Below are 17,404 nucleotides of genomic sequence, written 5' to 3' on the forward strand. Positions count from 1 at the left end.
TCGGCTCGCGCCGAGGCGCTCTCACGTCTCGCGCTCACCGCGTCGGGGGCGGGAGCGCGGCGTCGGCGGGCGCGACGCCGGCGGCGACCACGGGGTAGCCCTGGCCTCGGCGCGTCCCGGCCGCCTGCGTGACGAACAGCAGCGAGAACCCGGGGTAGACCGCCACCGCGGGCGCACGCGGCGAGAGCGCGGACGACGCGCCGAACACCGGCGCGACGGCGCGCTCCAGCGGGCCGTCGTGGCCCAGGCGGGCGGCCAGGCCGATGGCCGAGCGCCCGGCGCTGTCCCTTCCGGCGTAGTAGACGCGAAGGAGCGGGCGGCCCGTGGCGGAGACGGCGAGCGCCGGGGCGGGATCGGAGACGGCCGCGCTGTCGAAGGGCTCGCCCTCCGCCGCCGGCGCGCCGGCGCCCTCCGGGGCACCGGCGCCGACGATGGACGCCGGCTCGAGCGCGGGACCGCCGCCGACGCGCTCCCAGACGAGGCCGTCGTCGCTGCGCGCCTCGCCAAGGAACGAGGCGCCCGCCTCACCGGCGACCTCGTAGAACATGCGCAGCGAGCCGTCGGGCAGGCGGACCACGCCGGGGCTCCTCGGGATCGCGCCGCGCTCCCAGCCGTCGCCGTCAGCGGCCGGCGCGAGCACGGGCGCCGGCTCGCGCGTGAAGGCGAGCCCATCGGCGCTGCGCGCCAATCCGATGCCGCCCGCCGCCGCGTAGTAGAGCCAGATCTCGCCGCGCACGAGCACCGCCGAGGGGGCCGCCACCGTGCCGCCTTCCCAGGGCAGCTCCGGCGCGAGGACCGTCGCCGACGATCGCTCGAACGAGCGGCCGTCCGCGGCATCGTAGCGGACGACGGCGTTCGGCGGAGCGAGGGGGTCTGGCGGGGCGTCCTCGGGGTGGAGGGTGGCCGCGAAGAAGCCGGCGGCGGCGAGCGTCGAGGGATCGCCGTCGAGATCGACGACAGACGCGTCGCGCACGAAGCGCTCGTCGTCCTCCATGACGTGCGGGGCCGTCCGCGCGTTGCCGAGCTCCTCCCCCGCGATCTCCCGGAACGGGCCGGCGTGGGCGTTCGGCAGGCTGCCCTCGCCGCCCTCCGACGGGAGCGTCGCGCAGGCGGCGAACAACCCTGCTGCGACGAGCGCGAGCGCCCGCAGAGACGATGGCTGCAACGCCAGACGTGGCCCAGTCCCTGGCGAACAGGCGGTGACACGACATGTGTGCCGACGTTCATCGATCTGCATGTGAAATGTCACTATGTGTGCGCCGCCTCAGAACGCCGCCGTCACCGTCGCCCCCAGGTTCAGCATCGTCCCGTCGGCCCGGTAATCCCCCACGAAATCCGCCGGATTGTCCTTCTCGACCACCACCTCTGGCAGCACCGACAGCTGCCCGTGCAGGTCGATCCGGAGCGACCCTGGCAGCTCCTCCAGCGGCCGGTTCAGGACGACGCCCGCCCCCAGCGACATCGTGTGCCGGTCCGCGTCGACGTAGTTCGTCACGCCGCCCTGCGGCGGCACCGGGGACCTCTCGTAGACGTAGCCCGCGCGGAGCGGGATCTCGATCGCGCGGCGCTCGCCCTGCCCGGCCACCTTGCGCAGGCCCCCCGCCGCCGGGATGACGTACTCGACGCCCAGCCTCGGCACGAACCGATCCCCGAACCGGAGCGGCGCGACGGCCGTGGGCCTCGGATCGTCGGGCAGGTCGATCGGCACCTCCGGCGGAGGCGCCGCCTCGAGGTGCGCCCGCGTCCTCGCCACCGGGCTCTCGTAGGCCGACCAGTTCACCCACGTCACGTCCAGGTTCACGCGGAGGCCGCGGATCCGCTGGAAGCTCGCCCCCACGACGACCTGCCGCGGCAGGAACGCGTCGACGGTGCGCGACTCGAGCTCGTACAGGAGCGGCACCTCGATGCCCGCGAAGTCCACGACCCCCTGCAAGCGCGCGTCGATCGCGAGGGGGAGCTTCGCCTCCCCGCGGTAGGCGATGCCCACGTAGCCGAGCTCTCCGACGCGCACCCGGGCGCCGAGGTGCGGATAGCGGATCGACGTGAGATCCGCGTCCACCTCGTGACGGAGCGCCGAGTCGTAGGGAGACAGCGCGTCCGCGCGGCCCGTCACCGCGAAGCGGCCCCGCGTCGAGGCGAGGAACGCGACGCCGCCGCCGAGCTCGAGGAACGGGAGCGGGCGGACCGCGACGCTCGCGGCGAGGAAGAGGATCGACAGCCGGTCGTCGTAGAGCTCCCAGCGCGGCGTCTCCTGGCGGATCGCCTCGATCCGCGACAGCCCGTCGTCCGGCAGGAACGTCGCCAGGCCGAGCGCGAACGGCACCCCGAGCACCTCGCCGGGCACGACCAGGCCGCCCGCGAGCCCGTGGACGTCGCGCACGCCGCTGTCGCGGCCGTTCGTGCGCAGGCGGTTCGACGCGTAGCCGTAGCCGATCGAGAGGCCGAGGCCCGTCGCGCCGCAGAGGCCCGCCGGGTTGTAGTAGCTCGCCGAGAAATCGGTCGCGTCCGCCACGAGCGCGCCGCCCATCGAGGCGCCGCGCGAGCCGAGGCCATACGCGTCGGGCGCATGCGCGCGCGCTCGACCCGCGGCGGCGAGCGAGAGCAGCGCGGCAGCGGCGCAGGGGAGCCGGCGCATCAGAACGCCACCCCGAGCGTCGTCCCGCCCGCGACGAGCACGCCCCGCGTGCGCACGGCGCCGGCGCCGCGCTCCACGTCGCCCGCCGCTCCCTCCTCCCGCTTCCGGTGCGCGCGCGGCAGGAGCAGCTGGACCTGGCCGAACAGGTCCAGCGTCAGCCGCGGCAGCGGCGCCGAGAGCGCGAGCCCGTAGCCGAGCGAGAGCGCGACGCGCGCGTTGTCGTAGACGTTGGACGCGCCCGTCTGCTCCGGCGCGGGCGACGGCTCGAAGAACGCGCCGGCGCGCGCGTACGCCGTGGCGCCCCGCCCCAGCGCGAGGCTGCGCTCCACGCCGGCGCGCGGCACGACCGTGTCCGAGTACCCCGGGTCCTCGGGCGCCGGCGCCGCGCACGAGCCGGCGAATGGCTCGCCCGTCTCGGGGTCGACCTCCGGGCAGCGAACCGTCGCCTCGAGCGCTCCTGGGTAGTCCGACCAGCGCTTGTACGTCGCGCCGATCGCCACCTTCCACGGCCCCTTCACGCGCGCCACCTCGAGCGCGATCTGCGCGGGATCGTACTGCGCGATCCCCGCGATGTGGAGCGGCGGCACGGCGATCCCCCCGAGATCCTCGGCGTGGATGACGACGTTGAACCGCCCGACGAGCGCGCCGCGGAGCGCGGCCCCGACGCGGTAGGCGCCGACGTCGTAGCTCGCGCCGAGGATCGGCCCGTAGCTCGCGACGAGCGTGTCCTCGACGAGGGTGCCCACGCGGCCGGAGGCGTCGGTCGCCACCGTCACCGCGCCGGACAGCGCCGCCAGCGCGGCGAAGCCGGCGCCCACCCGGACGCCGCGGCCCAGCCGCGCGCCGAGCGCCGCCTGCACCGCGACCGACTGGGTGCGATCCGCCAGCGGGAACTGCGGCGTCTCCGGGTAGAGGATCCGCCCGCGGACCACCACGTCGAACGGCGCGAAGAAGCCGAGGCCGATCGTCACGCGATCCGCGAGCGCGCCGCCGAACGGGATCGGCACCGTCGCGCCGATCACGCTGCCGCGCAGCGGCGCGTAGGACAGCCGCACGTCGCCGGCGCGGAGGTCGAAGATCGCGCCCGCGAGCCCCAGCGTGAGCCGGCGCTCGCGCGACAGCGACAGGAGCGCCGGGTTCGCGTGGACGGCCTCGTAGCCCTCCGCTGCCGCGGCGCCGGTCGCGCCCAGGGCGCTCGATCGCGCGCCGAAGCCGAGCACGTCCTCCGGCGACGCCTGCGCCGCGGCGCCGTGTGCGAGGGCGAGCCCCGCCGCCAGGAGCGGCGCGAACCCGCGCCCCCTCCGGCGGATCCGGCGAAACATGCGCGCGCGACCGTAGACTGGGCCGCCCTGGCGCGCTAGTCGGTATCCGCCGTGGATCTCAGCCCTCGAAGCAGCCCGGACGAACGCCGCCCCCGCCTCGCGCTCCAGGCCGTGCTGCCGGAGGAGCTCGCCGGAGCGTGCGGCATCGACATCGCCGACGCGCGCCGCATCGTCTCCCTGGCGCACCGCCTCGGCGAGCTCCCCGCCCGCGCGCCCGCGACCGTCCGGCGCGCCGCGCTCGACGCGGCGCGGTCGGCGGGCGAGATCAGGACGCTCGCGCTCGTCGAGCGGCGCGCGAGCGCCGAGGATCCGTTCGTGAAGTACGCCTTCCGCCTCGAGGACGGGGCGATGGTCGAGTCGGTGCGCATCCCGCTCGAGCGGCCGGGCCGGTACTCGGCGTGCGTGAGCTCGCAGGTCGGCTGCGCGCTCGCGTGCGCCTTCTGCGCCACCGGGCGCATGGGCCTCACGCGCAACCTGGAGGCCTGGGAGATCGTCGAGCAGGTGCGGCTCATCCGCCGCGATCTCGACGCCACCGTCGGAGGCGGCGCGCGCGTCCATGGAGTGCTGTTCCAGGGCATGGGCGAGCCGCTCGCCAACGCCGACCGGGTCATCCAGGCGATCCGGGTGCTCTCCGAGCCGAGCGCGCAGGCCATCGACATGCGCAACATCACCGTCTGTACGGCGGGGCTCCCGTCCGGCATCCGGCGGCTCGCGGCCGAGGTCCCCGCGGTCCGGCTCGGCCTGTCGCTCGGCTCGGTGCGCCCCGGCAAGCGGCGCCTGCTCATGCCGATCGACGGCGCGCACCCGCTCGACGAGGTCCTCGCGGCCGTGGGCGAGCACGCGCGCGCGAGCGGGCACGCGCCGATGTGGGCGTACACGCTCCTCGCGGACCAGAACGACACGGACGACGACGCCGCGTGCCTGGCCGCGCTCGCCCGCGGCTTCGCGGCGCAGCACGGCATCTCTCCCCGGCTCAGCCTCATCCCCTACAACGCGATAGGCGCGCCCGGCGATCCCCCGCCCTCGCCGGGCGGCGGCGATGAACGCGGCGCGTCGGCCGATCCGTTCGTGCGCTCGGCGCGGCTCGACGCGTTCCGCGCGGTCCTCTCCGCCGCCGGCGTCGGCTCGATCGTGCGCTACTCGGGCGGGGGCGACGTCGGCGCGGCGTGCGGGCAGCTCGCGCGGCCTTTGGCGGAGGCGCAGCGGCCGGGCGGCCGCCGGGCGCAGCCCCGCGCCGGGGCGACCGCGGGCGCGGCCGACGCCGGGCCAGGCGCGCCTCCCAGGCCAGCGTGAGCGTCGCTATGGATCCCCGCTCCCGCGCGCGCTAGCTTGCGCGCGTGTTCGGCTTCAGCTTCAGCGAGATCATGGTGCTCGCCATCGTGGGCATCATCGTGGTCGGTCCCCGGCGGCTGCCAGCGATGATGCGGACAGCGGGGAGCTGGATCGCCAAGCTCCGCCGCTTGAGCACGGAGCTCCGGACGCAGAGCGGCATCGACGATCTGATCCGCCAGGAGGGGCTGGAGCGTGAGCTCCGCGAGCTCCGCGCCCTGTCGCGGGTCAACGTGATCGAGACGCTGGTGAACCCCGTCGTCGGCGCCGTGACCGCCGGTACGGTCGCCTCGTCCACGCCGCGCGTGAGGCCGCCCGATCCCGAGCCGCCGCCGCCGCCCGACGTGAAGCCGCTCCGGGAGCGCGAGTACCCCGTCCTCGGCTGCGACGCCTACGGCGTGACGCTGGACGCGGCGCCGGACGGCGCGACCAGCCTGCCGGCCGCAGCAGAGAGCGCGACCCCCACGGAGACCGCGAGCGCTGTGGACGCCACGGCCGGCGTGGCCGGCGCAGACACCACGGCTGGCGCGGCAGACGCCACGGCCGACGCGGGGTCAGCCGCGGCCACAGCGACCGCGGCCGCAGACATCGCCACGGTCACAGCGACCGCGGCCCCAGATACCGCCGCGGCCACAGCGACCGCGGCCCCAGATACCGCCGCGGCCACAGCGACCGCGGCCGCAGACACCGCCGCGGCGACGCAGGGCGTGGCGACCGGAGCGACGTCATGAGCCAGGAGCAGGCGGCGGCGGTGAAGAGCGGCTCCCCGGAGGCGACGGGCGCGTCGAGCGACGCCGCGACGGAGCCCGACGAAGACAAACCGATGTCGTTCTGGGAGCACCTCGACGAGCTGCGCAAGCGCCTCGTCCGGAGCATCCTTGTCTTCTTCGCGGCCTGCGTCGTGGGGTGGGAGGTGCGCGAGGAGCTCTTGCACTTCCTGACCGTCCCGTTCGTGCAGGCGTGGCGGGAGCAGAACCTGCCGGGCAACCCCTCGCTCCACTTCGGCGCGCCCGCGGCCGCCTTCGTCGCCTACTTCAAGCTGTCGATGATCGGCGGCGCGGCGATGGCCTCGCCGTTCATCTTCTACCAGCTGTGGGCGTTCGTCGCGCCCGGCCTCTACGCCCGCGAGAAGCGCTACGTCATCCCGTTCGTCCTGTTCTCGACGATCCTGTTCGTCGGCGGCGGCCTGTTCGGCTGGCGTGCGGCCTTCCCGATCTCGTTCGGTTACTTCCTCAGCCTGGCCGGCACGGTCGGCGGCGACGGGGTGACGATCACGCCGACCGTGATGATGGGCGACTACCTCGACTTCGTCGCCCAGCTCCTGCTCGGCTTCGGGATCATCTTCGAGATCCCGCTCATCGTGCTCTTTCTCTCCATCGCCGGCCTCGTCAACTACATCCAGCTCATCATGTTCGGCCGCTGGTTCGTGTTCGGCGCCTTCGTCGTGGCCGCCGTCCTGACGCCGCCGGACGTCACGAGCCAGCTCGTCATGGCCGTGCCGATGTGCCTGCTCTACGTGCTCTCGATCGGCCTCGCGTACATCTTCGGCAAGCCGCCGACCGACGCCCAGCGCGCGGCCTACAAGGCGCGCAAGGACAAGGAAGTCACCAAGGGCTGACGGGCGGCGCAGCTCGGCACGCTGCGCTCTCTCGTCCGCGCGCCCTCCTCGGCGACCAGCGCAGCTCAAAACGCTGCGCCCTCTCGTCCGGTCGCCCTCCTCGGCGACCAGCGCAGCTCAAAACGCTGCGCCCTCTCGTCCGCGCGCCCTCCTCGGCGACGGCGCAGCTCAAAACGCTGCGCCCCTCCTCCGCGCACCGTCCTCCGCCGCGGCGGAGGTCAGGCGGCGGGCGCGGCCGCCGCGGGCGCTGCCTTCCGGGTCCGCGCCACGTGGATCGCGACCGCGGCGCCGGCCATCGCGAGCCCGATGAGCTGCGACGTCGACAGGCCGAGGAGGCCCCCGCGGTCGTCGGCGCGCACGAACTCGAGCACGAAGCGCCCCAGCGCGTAGAGGCCGAGGAACGTCGCGAAGACCTGCCCGTCGTACCGCTTCCGGCCGTGCACGTAGAGCAGGCAGATCGCCGCGATGGCGAACGACATCGCCGACTCGTAGATCTGCGTCGGGTGCACCGGGTGCGACGGCAGGCGCGGGCTCGTGAGCTCGAGCAGCTTGAACTGCGCCTCGCTCGCGGGGCTGTTCGGCGGGAACGAGAGCCCGAACGCCCCCTCGGTGCGCAAGCCGAAGCAGCAACCGGCGAGCAGGCAGCCCATCCGGCCAAACCCGAGGCCCAGCGGGACGGCGAAGCCCGCCATGTCCGCCGCCTTCCAGAACGGGAACCGATCGCGCTTGAGCAGCCAGTACGCCATCCCCGACGCGCCAAGGAAGCCGCCGTAGTACGTCAGGCCGCCCGCCCAGAACTTCGCCCACGCCAGGCAATCGCGCTCGATCGGGTGGCAGACCCCCTTCGCCGCGTCCCAGACGCCGTGGTACCGCGACGCGCAGAGCGCCTGCTCGACCTTCCAGTCGACGAGCGACGGGTCGGTGCACAGGTGCACGTAATCCCAGAAGTACCCGTCGGCGACGACGTGGAGGAGCCTGCCGCCGACGACGCCCGCGAGCAGGCAGGCGAGCCCCAGGTCGACGATCACGTCCGGATCCTGGCCAATCCGCCGCGCCCACAGCGCGCCGATGGCCGTCGCGAAGAGGAAGCCGGTCAGCAGCAGCAGGAAGTAGGCGGGGAACGCGACGTCGAGCAGGCGGAACAGCTCGGGCCGCATGGTCAGCCCGCGGACGCCTTCGCGCCGGACGCCTTGCCGGCGCGCTCGGGGCGGTGGGGGGAGAACATGTCGATCGCCATCAGCCCGACGCCCACGACGATCGCGATGTCGGCCACGTTGAACGTCGGCCACACGAACGTCGAGGTGAGCCGGACCTGGATGAAGTCGATGACGTACCCGTAACGGATGCGGTCGACGAGGTTCCCGAGCGCGCCGCCGAGCACGAGCGGCAGCCCCCACCTGAGCGCGATCTGGGAGGGGTGGAGCTTGCGGTACAGCGAGACGATGAAGACGATCGCCGCGAGCGAGACCAGCAGGAAGAACGGGCGGCGGATCGCCTCGCTCTCGTCGCCCAGGATGCCCCACGCCCCGCCGTGGTTCTTCGCGAAGATCAGGTTCAGGTGATCCTTGATCACCTCGATCTTCCGGAACGAGAGCGGCCGCGGCGCGGCGGTGAGGTCCGTGAGCGCCTGCGGATCCAGCCGGTCCTTGGCCCACCACTTCGAGCCGAGATCGGCGGCCAGGGTGATGGCCGAGACGGCGATCAGGAACACGTACGAAGGCCGGTAGGTGGGCTTCGTCGGCGCGACAACGTCGTCGGCGTCCCCCTCCAGCGAGGAGCCGCGCCCGTCGTGGTCGCGTTCGCCGGCGGAGGCCAGCGGCTCGCCGGCCGGCGCGTTCACGGGGGCGGAGCGATGCGACTCCGCATGGGCACCTTCGTTCTCGGCGGGAGCGTCTCGCGGCGTCGCTTCTTCAGTCATGCGGAGCGCGTTCCTCTACGACAAACCGAGCGCTCCGGCAAAGGCTTCCCTCCGCGGGCGCCGCCGCGCGCGTCTTTCACGTCTTGCGCGTCGCAGGTGCCTTGCGTGACTTGCGCGACTTGCGTGACTTGCGCGCGCCGCGTGCCATCCGCTCCGGCCGAGCCGCCCGCTCGCGTCCTTCAGCTGGCCGGCGGCACGGGCGGAGGCGCTTCCGTCGATAGCGGAGGGGTGGGGTCGCCGCCTGCCAGGCCCTCCGAGGCGCCGCGAGCGTCTGGCGACGGCGCGTTCGCCCTGCGGGTCGCGACGATCATGTCCTTGGACATCAGGAGGACCCCCGCGACGATCGCGATGTCCGCCACGTTGAACGTCGGCCAGTGAAACTCCCGACCGCCGCGGATCACGTACACGTCGATGAAGTCGATGACCCAGCCGTAGCGGATCCGGTCGACCAGGTTGCCCATCGCGCCGCCGAGCGCCAGCGCGAGCCCCCACTTCATCCCGGTCTGGTCCCTGTGGACGCGCCGGTAGATCGAGAAGATGAAGACCATCGCCGCGGCGGAGACGAACAGGAAGAACGGCCGCCGCAGGCCGTCCGGGAGGCCGCGCAGGAAGCTCCAGGCGCCGCCGGGGTTCTGCGCGAAGATGAAATCGAGGTGGTCCGGGATGATCGTGAGGACCTTCGCGCCCGACCGCTTCGGGTCGAACCCGGTGAGGCGCGCGTGCGCCCACCCCTTCGTCACCAGGTCGGCGGCGCACGAGACGAGCGCCACGACGGCCAAGAAGCGGAGCGAGGCGCGCTCCTCGCTGGGGAGGTCGTCGGGAAGGTGCGCGGCGGGCGACGCTTGCGGTGCGTCCGAGGACATCGTCTTCGCTTCTACGCGATGGCGTGGCACGGAGCAAACAGCCTCGAGCAGAGCGATGCCCGGCGGCGGTTGCCTCCGTGCTTCCATGCTTCCCACGCTTTCGCGCTTCCACGCTTCCGTTCGTCCGTCTCGCGCCCTCCGGTTCCGTCTTCCGTTCTCGCCCGCGCCTCCTCGGCCGATCGCCACGCCGGTTCACCTCCGGTTCAGGATCACCAGCGGACGCTCCGGGGCGCGCGATCGGGCCGGCGCCTTTTCCCGTCCGGGAGGAGCGGCCGGAGCGGCCGGGTCGACCGCCGGCGCCCCCCTCCTTCGCAGCGCGAGGTGCACCTCGCCGTACGCCTGGAGGGCCGCGCCGCGCTGCCGCTCCGTGGCCGCCGTGCGCCCCAGCGACTCGGCCAGCTGCGCCCGGCGCCCTGCGAGGTACGCGAGATCCCTCGCCTCGGCGAGCTCGCTCCCCCCGGCGAACGCGCGCTCCGCGCGCTCCATCGCCTCGGTGGCGCCCCGCAGGTCCGCGGGCGCGAGCTCTGCCGCCGCGCTCGTCCGGGCGCGCTCGTAGCTCTTCCTCGCCTCGATGAGCTCCTTCGGCGGGAGCGGGGCGCTCGCGCACCCCAGGAGACCGCCGACGAGCAGAATGGCCACCGTCCCGTGATTGGTTCGCATGATTCCGCGCCTCCTCTCCGTGTCCGTGAGCCCTAGCGGAGCTGCCGCTGGATGGATCCGACCTCCTCGAGCGCCTCGTGCGTGCGGGCCTGAGCCTGCGCCTCGCGCAGGAGGGCGAGCGCGAGCTCCGCGTCCGCCTGCGCGCGCAGGAGCATGCGCTGCGCCCGCTCGGGCACGCCGTCGGCCGACAGCGTCGTCGCCCGCTGCACCTGCTCCCGGGCGAGGCGGAGGTGGGCTTCCGCCCGCGGGTCCTCGTCGGCTCCGACCTCCTCGGCGGCTCGAATCATCGCCTCCGACGCGCCGAGCCGCTCGCCGAAGCTCGGAGCGTACGCGGCGCACCCCGCCGCCGACGCGCCGAAGAGCGTCAAGAACACTGCGTTTTTCATGTGCGACACCTCGTTGCCAGCCCCGGACGAGGGGTCGTCCGGAGAAGGCGGGTGAAAGAGCGGATGGGATCATCGACTCCGGATCTCCGTCGTCGATCGGCTCTTCCTCAGGCAACCAGCACACCAGCGCCGACGGCCTCGGGGCGGCGCCTGACCCCGCCCGCGAGAGGCGCCGCCCTGCGTCCGTCGGTGCAGGAGGAATCACGACGGCACTGAGACATCGCCTCACGCGCCGTATCCGGGCTTCCCATCCGTTGCGCGCAAACGAGCCATTCGCCGGAGCCCCTGCGCATGTCGCGCGCCGCGGCTGAACCACACGAGAGCCCCAGACACCGGATCTCGTTCGAGGACGGGAGAGGCCCGCTCTCCGCTGTACGCCCGCCTGCCGCGGCGGCCCGCCGCGACCGCGTTCCGCGCCGGTCTGCTACGCCCGCCTGCCGCGCCGATCCGCCGCGTCAGCGCTTCGCCCGCGCGCCGCCCTCCCCTCGCCCGCGCGCCGCCTGCCGAGATCCCGGCCGCGCAGACCAGCGCAGCGCCACGCCGGTCGACGTGTGCGTCGCGCCCGATCCGGTTGAGTGACACGGCGCATCTGTTTAGTATACCTGCGTCATGCCGTCGCCCCCCTGGAAGATCGAGACCGGCGTCGAGACCGTCATCTCGTCGTGGCTTGCCTCCGGCTACGTCCGCCCTTGTTTCACCGCGGATCGCGAGCTTCCGCCGGCCGACGCGCGCACCTCACCGATGCCCGACGCGCTCTCGCCGGCGCTCCGCGGCGCCCTGGAGCGGCGCGGCATCTCCCGGCTCTACGACCACCAGGCGCGGGCCTTCGCGGCGGCCCGCGCGAAGCCCGCAGGCCCGCGCGCCGCGGCGGAGCCGGCGCAGCACGTGGTCGTCGCGACGCCCACCGCCAGCGGCAAGAGCCTCTGCTTCCATCTCCCGGTGCTCGACGCGCTCGCCGAGGGCGCCGCGTCGGGCCAGGGCGGCAGCGCGATCTACCTGTACCCCACCAAGGCGCTCGCCCGGGACCAGGAGGCCGGCCTGCACGCGCTCATCCGCGAGGCGGGGCTCACGATCCCGGCGATCGTGTACGACGGGGACACGCCGGGCGACGCCCGGCGGGCGGCGCGCGAGCGCAGCCCGATCGTCATGACCAACCCCGACATGCTCCACGCGGGGATCCTGCCGCACCACGCGCACTGGGCGCGGACGTTCCAGCGCCTGCGCTACGTCGTGCTGGACGAGCTCCACACCTACCGCGGCGTGTTCGGGTCGCACGTCGCCCACGTCCTCGCCCGGCTGCGCCGGGTCGCCGCGTTCCACGGATCGAGCCCGACCTTCCTCTGCGCGACGGCGACGATCGGCAACCCGCGGGCGCACGCCGCGCGCCTGCTGGGCATCGCCGAGGACGAGCTCGAGCTCATCGACGAGTCCGGCGCCCCGCGGGGGCCGCGGCGCTTCTTCCTGTACAACCCGCCCGTGGTGAACGCGGAGCTCGGGGTGCGCGCCAGCACCCTGAAGAGCGCGGTGCGCCTCGCCGGGGATCTCGCCCGCGCCCGCGTGCCCACGCTGGTGTTCGGCCAGTCGCGCAACTCGGTCGAGATCATGCTGAAGTACCTGCGCGAGGGCGTCGGCAAGGAGATCGGGGCGGAGGACGCGATCATGGCGTACCGCGGCGGCTACCTCCCGGAGACGCGCCGGCGGGTCGAGCGGGGGCTGCGCGAGGGCGAGATCCTGTGCGTCGTGGCCACGAACGCCCTCGAGCTCGGCATCGACATCGGCGAGCTCGACGCGGTGATCTGCGCCGGCTACCCCGGCTCGGTCGCCGAGACGTGGCAGCGCTTCGGCCGGGCGGGCCGGCGCGGCAAGACGAGCATCGCGGTCCTGTGCGCCACCAGCGCGGCGCTCGACCAGTACCTCGCGAGGAACCCGGGGTACCTGCTGGAGCGCGGGGCCGAGTCGGCCCGGATCGATCCGCAGAACACCGAGATCCTCGTGCAGCACCTCAAGTGCGCGGCGTTCGAGCTGCCGTTCCTCAAGGGGGAGCCGTACGCGGCGATGCAGCCCGACGACACCGTGGCGGCGCTCCGCTTCCTGCAGGACAACGGGGTCGTTCACGAGTCGAACGATCGCTTCCACTGGGCGACCGACGCTTATCCGGCGAACCACGTGAGCCTGCGCTCGGTGGGCTGGGACAACTTCGTCATCATCGACAAGGCCCTTGGCAAGACGCTCGCGGAGCTCGACTGGCGCGCGGCGCCGACGATGCTCCACGAACAGGCCATCTACCAGCACGACGGCGAGCAGTACCAGGTCGAGCGGCTCGATTACGAGAACCACAAGGCCTTCGTGACGAAGGTCGTCCCCGACTATTTCACGACCGCGCTCACCCACCGGAAGGTGAGCATCCTCGACGAGAGCGCGGCCGCCCCGCTCGGCCGGGCGACCGCCTCCTTCGGCGAGGTGAGCATCGTGGAGAAGGTGGTCGGGTACAAGAAGATCAAGTTCTACACGCACGAGAACACGGGATATGGCGACGTGCGGTTGCCCGACATCCAGATGCACACGACCTCGTTCTGGCTCACCGTGCCCGAGCCGCTCTGCGAGGAGCTCGGCCTCGGCCGCGCGACCGCCATCGACGGCCTGCGCGGGATCGCGCGGGCGCTGGAGACGGTCGCGACGCTCTCGCTCATGTGCGATCCGCGCGACATCGGCCAGACCCTCGAGGACGGGAGCGAGGCGCGGGAGGCCCCGGCCGGCGGAGAGGCGGCCGGGGTCTTCGATCCGACGCTGTTCCTGTTCGACAACATGCCAGGCGGCGTCGGGCTCTCCGAGCGCATCTACGAGCAGCGCGACGAGCTCCTCGCGCGCACGCGGCAGCTCATCGCCGGGTGCGGCTGCGACGAGGCTGGCTGCCCGCTCTGCGTCGGCGCCACGGAGACCATCGACGCGAAGCGCAAGCGCGCGGCGCTCGGGCTCCTCGCGATCTTGCTCCACCAGGCGTGAGCCCGGCGGCGGTCGCCCCGACGCGCGCGTTAACTCCGTTTCACAGCGAAGCCGGCGAACGCCTGCATGACGGGCATCAGCTCCAGCCGGTTCACGTTGACGTGCTCCGGGAGCGTCGCGCACCAGACGACGGCCTCGGCCACGTCCTCGGCCGAGAGCGGCTTCACTCCCTGGTACACGGCGGCGGCCTTGTCCCGATCCCCCTTGAAGCGCACCACCGAGAACTCCGTCTCGGCGAGCCCGGGCTCGATGTCGGTGACGCGAACCCGGCTGCCGAGGAGATCCGCGCGCAGGTTCAGCGAGAACTGCGCCACGAACGCCTTGCACGCGCCATAGACGTTGCTCCCGGGATACGGCGTCTCGGCCGCCACCGAGCCGATGTTGATGACGTGCCCCCGGTCGCGCGCCACCATGCCGGGCAGGAGCGCCCGCGTGCAGTGGAGCAGCCCCTTGATGTTGGTGTCGACCATCTGCTCCCAGTCGTCGGGATCCGCCGTGTGCGCCGGCGAGAGGCCGATGGCGCCGCCCGCGTTGTTGACGAGCACCGACACCTCCGACAGCTCCGCCGGGAGCTCCGCGATCGCCCGGTCCACCGCCGCCCGATCGCGCACATCCAGCCGGACGAGGTGGACCGCCGCGGCCCGTGGCCGCGCGCCGTCGCGGGATTCGCGTGACGCGCCCGCCCCACCCATGAGCTCGGCGGCGAGCGCCTCCAGGCGCTCGTAGCGGCGCGCCGCGAGGACGAGGCGGGCGCCCAGGCCGGCGAAGCGACGGGCGATCGCGGCGCCAAATCCAGCAGAAGCGCCCGTGATGAAGACAACCGGCGCGGAATCGTTCGTGACAGCGTGCATCATGTCCTGAGCGGACTTGTACCAGACCCACGCAGATCCAGCGACATCCACCTGGCTCCGCGCCCCCGAGCCCCTGCCGCGCTCGCGATGGGCGCTCGTCGTGGACGTGTCGCCGCCGCCCGCGCTGGCGATCGTGACAACCATGTTTCGGCACAAAGGGGAACACCGCGAGTCGATTTGTGCAATCGACCGCAGCATCTCTGGAGATCGAGCGCTGTCGCCCCTTTACCCCGCCCCTCGGTGCAATCTAGAGTCGGGGCACCGTGGAGAGCGCGCCATCGAGGGGGGTTGTTCTGGGGCGTTACGCCATTGGACCGCGGATGGCGCGCGGCGGGATGGGCGAGGTGTTTCGCGCGGTCGCGCTCGGGCCGGACGGCGAGGAGGTCCCGGTCGCCATCAAGCGAATCGTCCCGATGCACGCCGGCAGCGACGATCTCCGGCAGCTCTTCATCGCCGAGGCGAGCATGATGACCCGCCTCAAGCACCCCAACATCGATGAGGTGCTCGACTTCGGCGTCGACGAAGCGGGCGACTTCTACCTGGTGCTCGAGCTCGTGTCCGGAACGGATCTCGGGCGACTCTGCAAGGGGCTCTGGGCGCGCGGGGAGTCGGTGCCGGTGCCGATCGCGCTCTTCGTCGCCGCCCAGGTGCTCGAGGGGCTGGGCTACGCGCACGAGCGCTCGGCCGCCGAGGGGCGGCTGATGGTGCACCGCGACGTGAGCCCTGGAAACGTGCTCATCTCGCTGAGCGGCGTCGTGAAGATCGCGGACTTCGGCGTGGCGATCGCCACGCGGGGCGAGGTGGGGGACGCCGCCAGGCGCGACCTGGTCGGGAAGCCGAGCTACATGCCGCCCGAGCAGTTCGATGGCGAGCGCGTCGACGCGCGCGCCGACGTGTTCGCCCTCGGGGTGGTCCTCTTCCAGATGCTCACCGGGACGCGGCCCTTCCCCGGGAGCAGCGCCGCCTCGCGGATGGCGGCGGCGCGCGAGGGGCAGATGCTGCGGGCGAGCGAGCTGCGCCCGGAGGTGAGCCCCGCGCTGGAGGCGATCCTCGCGCGCGCGCTCGCGCCGCGCCGGGACGACCGCTTCCCCGACGCGCGCGCGATGCTGGAGGCGATCGAGGCGCTGCGCGAGGCAGGCCACGAGATCGGCACGCCGGAGGACCTCGGGGCGCTCGTGAGCGCGGCGCTGAAGGAGTCGCCGGAGTCGCGTCCGCCGGGCCCCCACACGCCCGAGCTCCCCGAGGACGAGGACGACCTGGAGGGTGGCGAGCTGACGCGCGCCGACGCGGACAGCCCCTTCACCCTGCGCGCGACGCGGCGCCCCGGCGCATCGTCGCAGGTGCTCGGCGGCGAGGCCGAGGCGCTCGATGCGCTCGATGGCATCGACGCGGCGCTCCCGGCGCCGTCGAGCGCCCCGGTGAGCGGCGGGTTCCACGCCGTGGCGCCGGCGTCCGGCGACGACGGCTCGCTCGATCCGCTCCTGGCCTCGAGCCTGAGGGGGGCGGTCTCCCTGGCGCCGAGGCCGCGCGACGAGGCGCGGCCTCCGTCCTCGGCGCCGGGCGCGGTCCTCCCGCCGGCCGGGGCGACGCGGCAGCGCCTGCTCGCGGGGGCGATCGCCTGCGCCGCGCTGGCGGGGATCGCGATCGCCAGCGTGCGCGTCGGCCGCGGCGGACCGAGCGCAGCCTCCCCCGCGGCCGTGCACCGCGTCGTTCGGGCAGTGCAGCCGCAGATCGCCGCCGCCGTGCAGGCCGCGCTGTTGCCCCTGCGAAGAGCTCCTTCCCCTGCGAGCCGCGCCGAGGGCGCTGCGCCGGCCACGGGCTCCACCGCGGGCGCTGCGCCGGCCGCGGTCTCCGCCCCCGCCGCTGCGCCGGCCACGGACACCCCGTGAGCCGCCTCGCTTGCGGCGCTCGGTCCGCTCGGTTAGCAGCGCGGCATGCGACGCCCTCACGTCCTCCTTGCCCTCGCCCTGACCGCGCTCGCCGGCTGTAGCGCCTCGCCGCCCGCAGCTCCGCCTCCGACGGCTGCGCCTCCGGCTCAGCCCGACGCGCCGCCCGCTGCGGCGGCCCCCGCCCCAGGCGACGCGGCCGCCTCGACGCCGCCGCCGGCCACCTCGGTCGACGTGCCCGCTGCCCTGCGCGCCGTCGTCGACGCCGCCGATCGCGCGGACGCCGACCGGGCGCTCGATGCCGGCCGTAAGCCTGCGGAGATGCTCGCATTCTTCGGCATCCAGCCGGGGATGAAGGTCGCGGAGCTCGCGGCGGGGGGCGGCTACTCGGCCGAGCTCCTGGCTCGGGCGGTCGGGCCGGGAGGGGTCGTCTATGCGCAGAACAACCGCTTCGTCCTCGAGCGCTTCGCCGAGAAGCCGTGGAGCGAGCGGCTCAAGAAGCCCGTGATGAAGCCGGTGGTCCGGGTCGATCGCGAGCTCGACGACCCGTTGCCGCCCGAGGCGCGCGATCTCGACGCCGTGTTCCTCGTGCTCTTCTACCACGACACGGTGTGGATGGAGGCGGACCGGGCCGCGATGAACCGCGCGGTCTTCCGCGCGCTCAAGCCCGGCGGTGTGTTCGCGATCGTCGATCATGCGGGGCGCGCCGGGACAGGCGTGACCGAGGTGAAGACGCTCCACCGCATCGAGGAGAAGATCGTGCGCGAGGAGATCGAGCGGGCCGGCTTCCGTCTTGCGGCCGAGGCGACCTTCCTCCGGAGCGCCGCGGACACGCGCGACTGGAACGCCTCGCCCATGGTGGCGGGCGAAAAGCGGGGCACGAGCGATCGCTTCGTCCTGAAGTTCGTCAAGCCCGGAGGCTGAGCCGCCGCG

The 17,404-nt window shown here is 73.6% G+C and carries 15 protein-coding genes; 6 read left to right on the top strand and 9 right to left on the bottom strand.

Features of this window, described 5'->3' with window-relative positions; all coding sequences use genetic code 11:
- Positions 1–34: 34 nt before the first annotated feature.
- From WMF14_RS21950 to WMF14_RS21960, 3 genes are all read right to left on the bottom strand, one after another.
- Positions 35–1,165 carry a hypothetical protein gene (locus WMF14_RS21950; protein ID WP_437803439.1) on the bottom strand — a complete coding sequence of 377 codons (1,131 nt, stop codon included), beginning with the start codon at positions 1,163–1,165 and terminating at the stop codon, positions 35–37.
- A 99-nt stretch (positions 1,166–1,264) separates the two neighbouring features.
- A complete protein-coding gene (locus WMF14_RS21955) occupies positions 1,265–2,635 on the bottom strand; it encodes an OmpP1/FadL family transporter (protein WP_437803440.1) in 1,371 nt (456 codons plus the stop codon).
- Positions 2,635–3,957 (bottom strand): OmpP1/FadL family transporter, encoded by a 1,323-nt coding sequence (locus tag WMF14_RS21960; protein ID WP_437803442.1) that lies wholly within the window; start codon positions 3,955–3,957, stop codon positions 2,635–2,637. The genes WMF14_RS21955 and WMF14_RS21960 overlap by 1 nt, the downstream gene beginning before the upstream one ends.
- A gap of 51 nt (positions 3,958–4,008) precedes the next feature.
- Here WMF14_RS21960 and WMF14_RS21965 point away from each other — a divergent pair, with 51 nt between their 5' ends.
- The 3 genes from WMF14_RS21965 to tatC are packed head-to-tail and all read left to right on the top strand — an operon-like array spanning position 4,009 to position 6,904.
- On the top strand, positions 4,009–5,250 hold the full coding sequence (locus WMF14_RS21965) for a radical SAM protein (RefSeq protein ID WP_437803443.1): 1,242 nt from the start codon (positions 4,009–4,011) through the stop codon (positions 5,248–5,250).
- A 44-nt stretch (positions 5,251–5,294) separates the two neighbouring features.
- Positions 5,295–6,017 (top strand): Sec-independent protein translocase protein TatB, encoded by a 723-nt coding sequence (gene tatB, locus WMF14_RS21970; protein WP_437803444.1) that lies wholly within the window; start codon positions 5,295–5,297, stop codon positions 6,015–6,017.
- Entirely contained in the window at positions 6,014–6,904 is an 891-nt protein-coding gene (tatC, locus tag WMF14_RS21975) for a twin-arginine translocase subunit TatC (RefSeq protein ID WP_437803445.1), read from the top strand. The genes tatB and tatC overlap by 4 nt, the downstream gene beginning before the upstream one ends.
- Positions 6,905–7,122: 218 nt before the next feature.
- Here the strand turns inward: tatC and WMF14_RS21980 are convergent, their stop codons facing one another.
- From WMF14_RS21980 to WMF14_RS22000, 5 genes are all read right to left on the bottom strand, one after another.
- Positions 7,123–8,061, bottom strand: a complete 939-nt coding sequence (locus WMF14_RS21980; RefSeq protein WP_437803446.1) for a prolipoprotein diacylglyceryl transferase — start codon at positions 8,059–8,061, stop codon at positions 7,123–7,125.
- 2 nt (positions 8,062–8,063) lie between these two features.
- A complete protein-coding gene (gene lspA, locus WMF14_RS21985; RefSeq protein ID WP_437803447.1) occupies positions 8,064–8,822 on the bottom strand; it encodes a signal peptidase II in 759 nt (252 codons plus the stop codon).
- 179 nt (positions 8,823–9,001) lie between these two features.
- Positions 9,002–9,685, bottom strand: coding sequence for a signal peptidase II (lspA, locus tag WMF14_RS21990; protein WP_437330587.1), 684 nt, complete (start codon positions 9,683–9,685; stop codon positions 9,002–9,004).
- Between the two features lie 192 nt (positions 9,686–9,877).
- Positions 9,878–10,345, bottom strand: a complete 468-nt coding sequence (locus WMF14_RS21995; RefSeq protein WP_437803448.1) for a DUF4398 domain-containing protein — start codon at positions 10,343–10,345, stop codon at positions 9,878–9,880.
- 32 nt (positions 10,346–10,377) lie between these two features.
- Positions 10,378–10,731, bottom strand: a complete 354-nt coding sequence (locus WMF14_RS22000; RefSeq protein ID WP_272099763.1) for a DUF4398 domain-containing protein — start codon at positions 10,729–10,731, stop codon at positions 10,378–10,380.
- A gap of 609 nt (positions 10,732–11,340) precedes the next feature.
- On the opposite strand from WMF14_RS22000, the gene WMF14_RS22005 reads away from it, so the two are divergent.
- On the top strand, positions 11,341–13,734 hold the full coding sequence (locus WMF14_RS22005; RefSeq protein ID WP_437803449.1) for a DEAD/DEAH box helicase: 2,394 nt from the start codon (positions 11,341–11,343) through the stop codon (positions 13,732–13,734).
- Positions 13,735–13,763: 29 nt separating this feature from the next.
- Here WMF14_RS22005 and WMF14_RS22010 read toward each other — a convergent pair whose 3' ends face one another.
- A complete protein-coding gene (locus tag WMF14_RS22010) occupies positions 13,764–14,588 on the bottom strand; it encodes an SDR family NAD(P)-dependent oxidoreductase (protein WP_437804262.1) in 825 nt (274 codons plus the stop codon).
- Between the two features lie 317 nt (positions 14,589–14,905).
- Between WMF14_RS22010 and WMF14_RS22015 the strand changes: the two genes are divergently transcribed.
- Both WMF14_RS22015 and WMF14_RS22020 read left to right on the top strand, forming a co-directional pair.
- Positions 14,906–16,474 carry a protein kinase domain-containing protein gene (locus tag WMF14_RS22015; RefSeq protein WP_437803450.1) on the top strand — a complete coding sequence of 523 codons (1,569 nt, stop codon included), beginning with the start codon at positions 14,906–14,908 and terminating at the stop codon, positions 16,472–16,474.
- A 45-nt stretch (positions 16,475–16,519) separates the two neighbouring features.
- A complete protein-coding gene (locus tag WMF14_RS22020; RefSeq protein ID WP_272099768.1) occupies positions 16,520–17,395 on the top strand; it encodes a class I SAM-dependent methyltransferase in 876 nt (291 codons plus the stop codon).
- Positions 17,396–17,404 lie beyond the last annotated feature (9 nt).

Source organism: Sorangium sp. So ce693 (assembly GCF_051521375.1).
In the GTDB taxonomy this organism is placed as follows: domain Bacteria; phylum Myxococcota_A; class Polyangia; order Polyangiales; family Polyangiaceae; genus Sorangium; species Sorangium atrum.

What these genes read in the sequence shown, in the direction of transcription:
- WMF14_RS22010 (WP_437804262.1), bottom strand. Translation starts at nt 14,588, where the DNA reads ATGATGCACGCTGTCACGAACGATTCCGCGCCGGTTGTCTTCATCACG.
- WMF14_RS21955 (WP_437803440.1), bottom strand. Translation starts at nt 2,635, where the DNA reads ATGCGCCGGCTCCCCTGCGCCGCTGCCGCGCTGCTCTCGCTCGCCGCC.
- WMF14_RS22000 (WP_272099763.1), bottom strand. Translation starts at nt 10,731, where the DNA reads ATGAAAAACGCAGTGTTCTTGACGCTCTTCGGCGCGTCGGCGGCGGGG.
- lspA (WP_437803447.1), bottom strand. Translation starts at nt 8,822, where the DNA reads ATGACTGAAGAAGCGACGCCGCGAGACGCTCCCGCCGAGAACGAAGGT.
- WMF14_RS21995 (WP_437803448.1), bottom strand. Translation starts at nt 10,345, where the DNA reads ATGCGAACCAATCACGGGACGGTGGCCATTCTGCTCGTCGGCGGTCTC.
- WMF14_RS21980 (WP_437803446.1), bottom strand. Translation starts at nt 8,061, where the DNA reads ATGCGGCCCGAGCTGTTCCGCCTGCTCGACGTCGCGTTCCCCGCCTAC.
- WMF14_RS21960 (WP_437803442.1), bottom strand. Translation starts at nt 3,957, where the DNA reads ATGTTTCGCCGGATCCGCCGGAGGGGGCGCGGGTTCGCGCCGCTCCTG.
- WMF14_RS22005 (WP_437803449.1), top strand. Translation starts at nt 11,341, where the DNA reads ATGCCGTCGCCCCCCTGGAAGATCGAGACCGGCGTCGAGACCGTCATC.
- lspA (WP_437330587.1), bottom strand. Translation starts at nt 9,685, where the DNA reads ATGTCCTCGGACGCACCGCAAGCGTCGCCCGCCGCGCACCTTCCCGAC.
- WMF14_RS22020 (WP_272099768.1), top strand. Translation starts at nt 16,520, where the DNA reads ATGCGACGCCCTCACGTCCTCCTTGCCCTCGCCCTGACCGCGCTCGCC.
- tatC (WP_437803445.1), top strand. Translation starts at nt 6,014, where the DNA reads ATGAGCCAGGAGCAGGCGGCGGCGGTGAAGAGCGGCTCCCCGGAGGCG.
- WMF14_RS22015 (WP_437803450.1), top strand. Translation starts at nt 14,906, where the DNA reads ATGGCGCGCGGCGGGATGGGCGAGGTGTTTCGCGCGGTCGCGCTCGGG.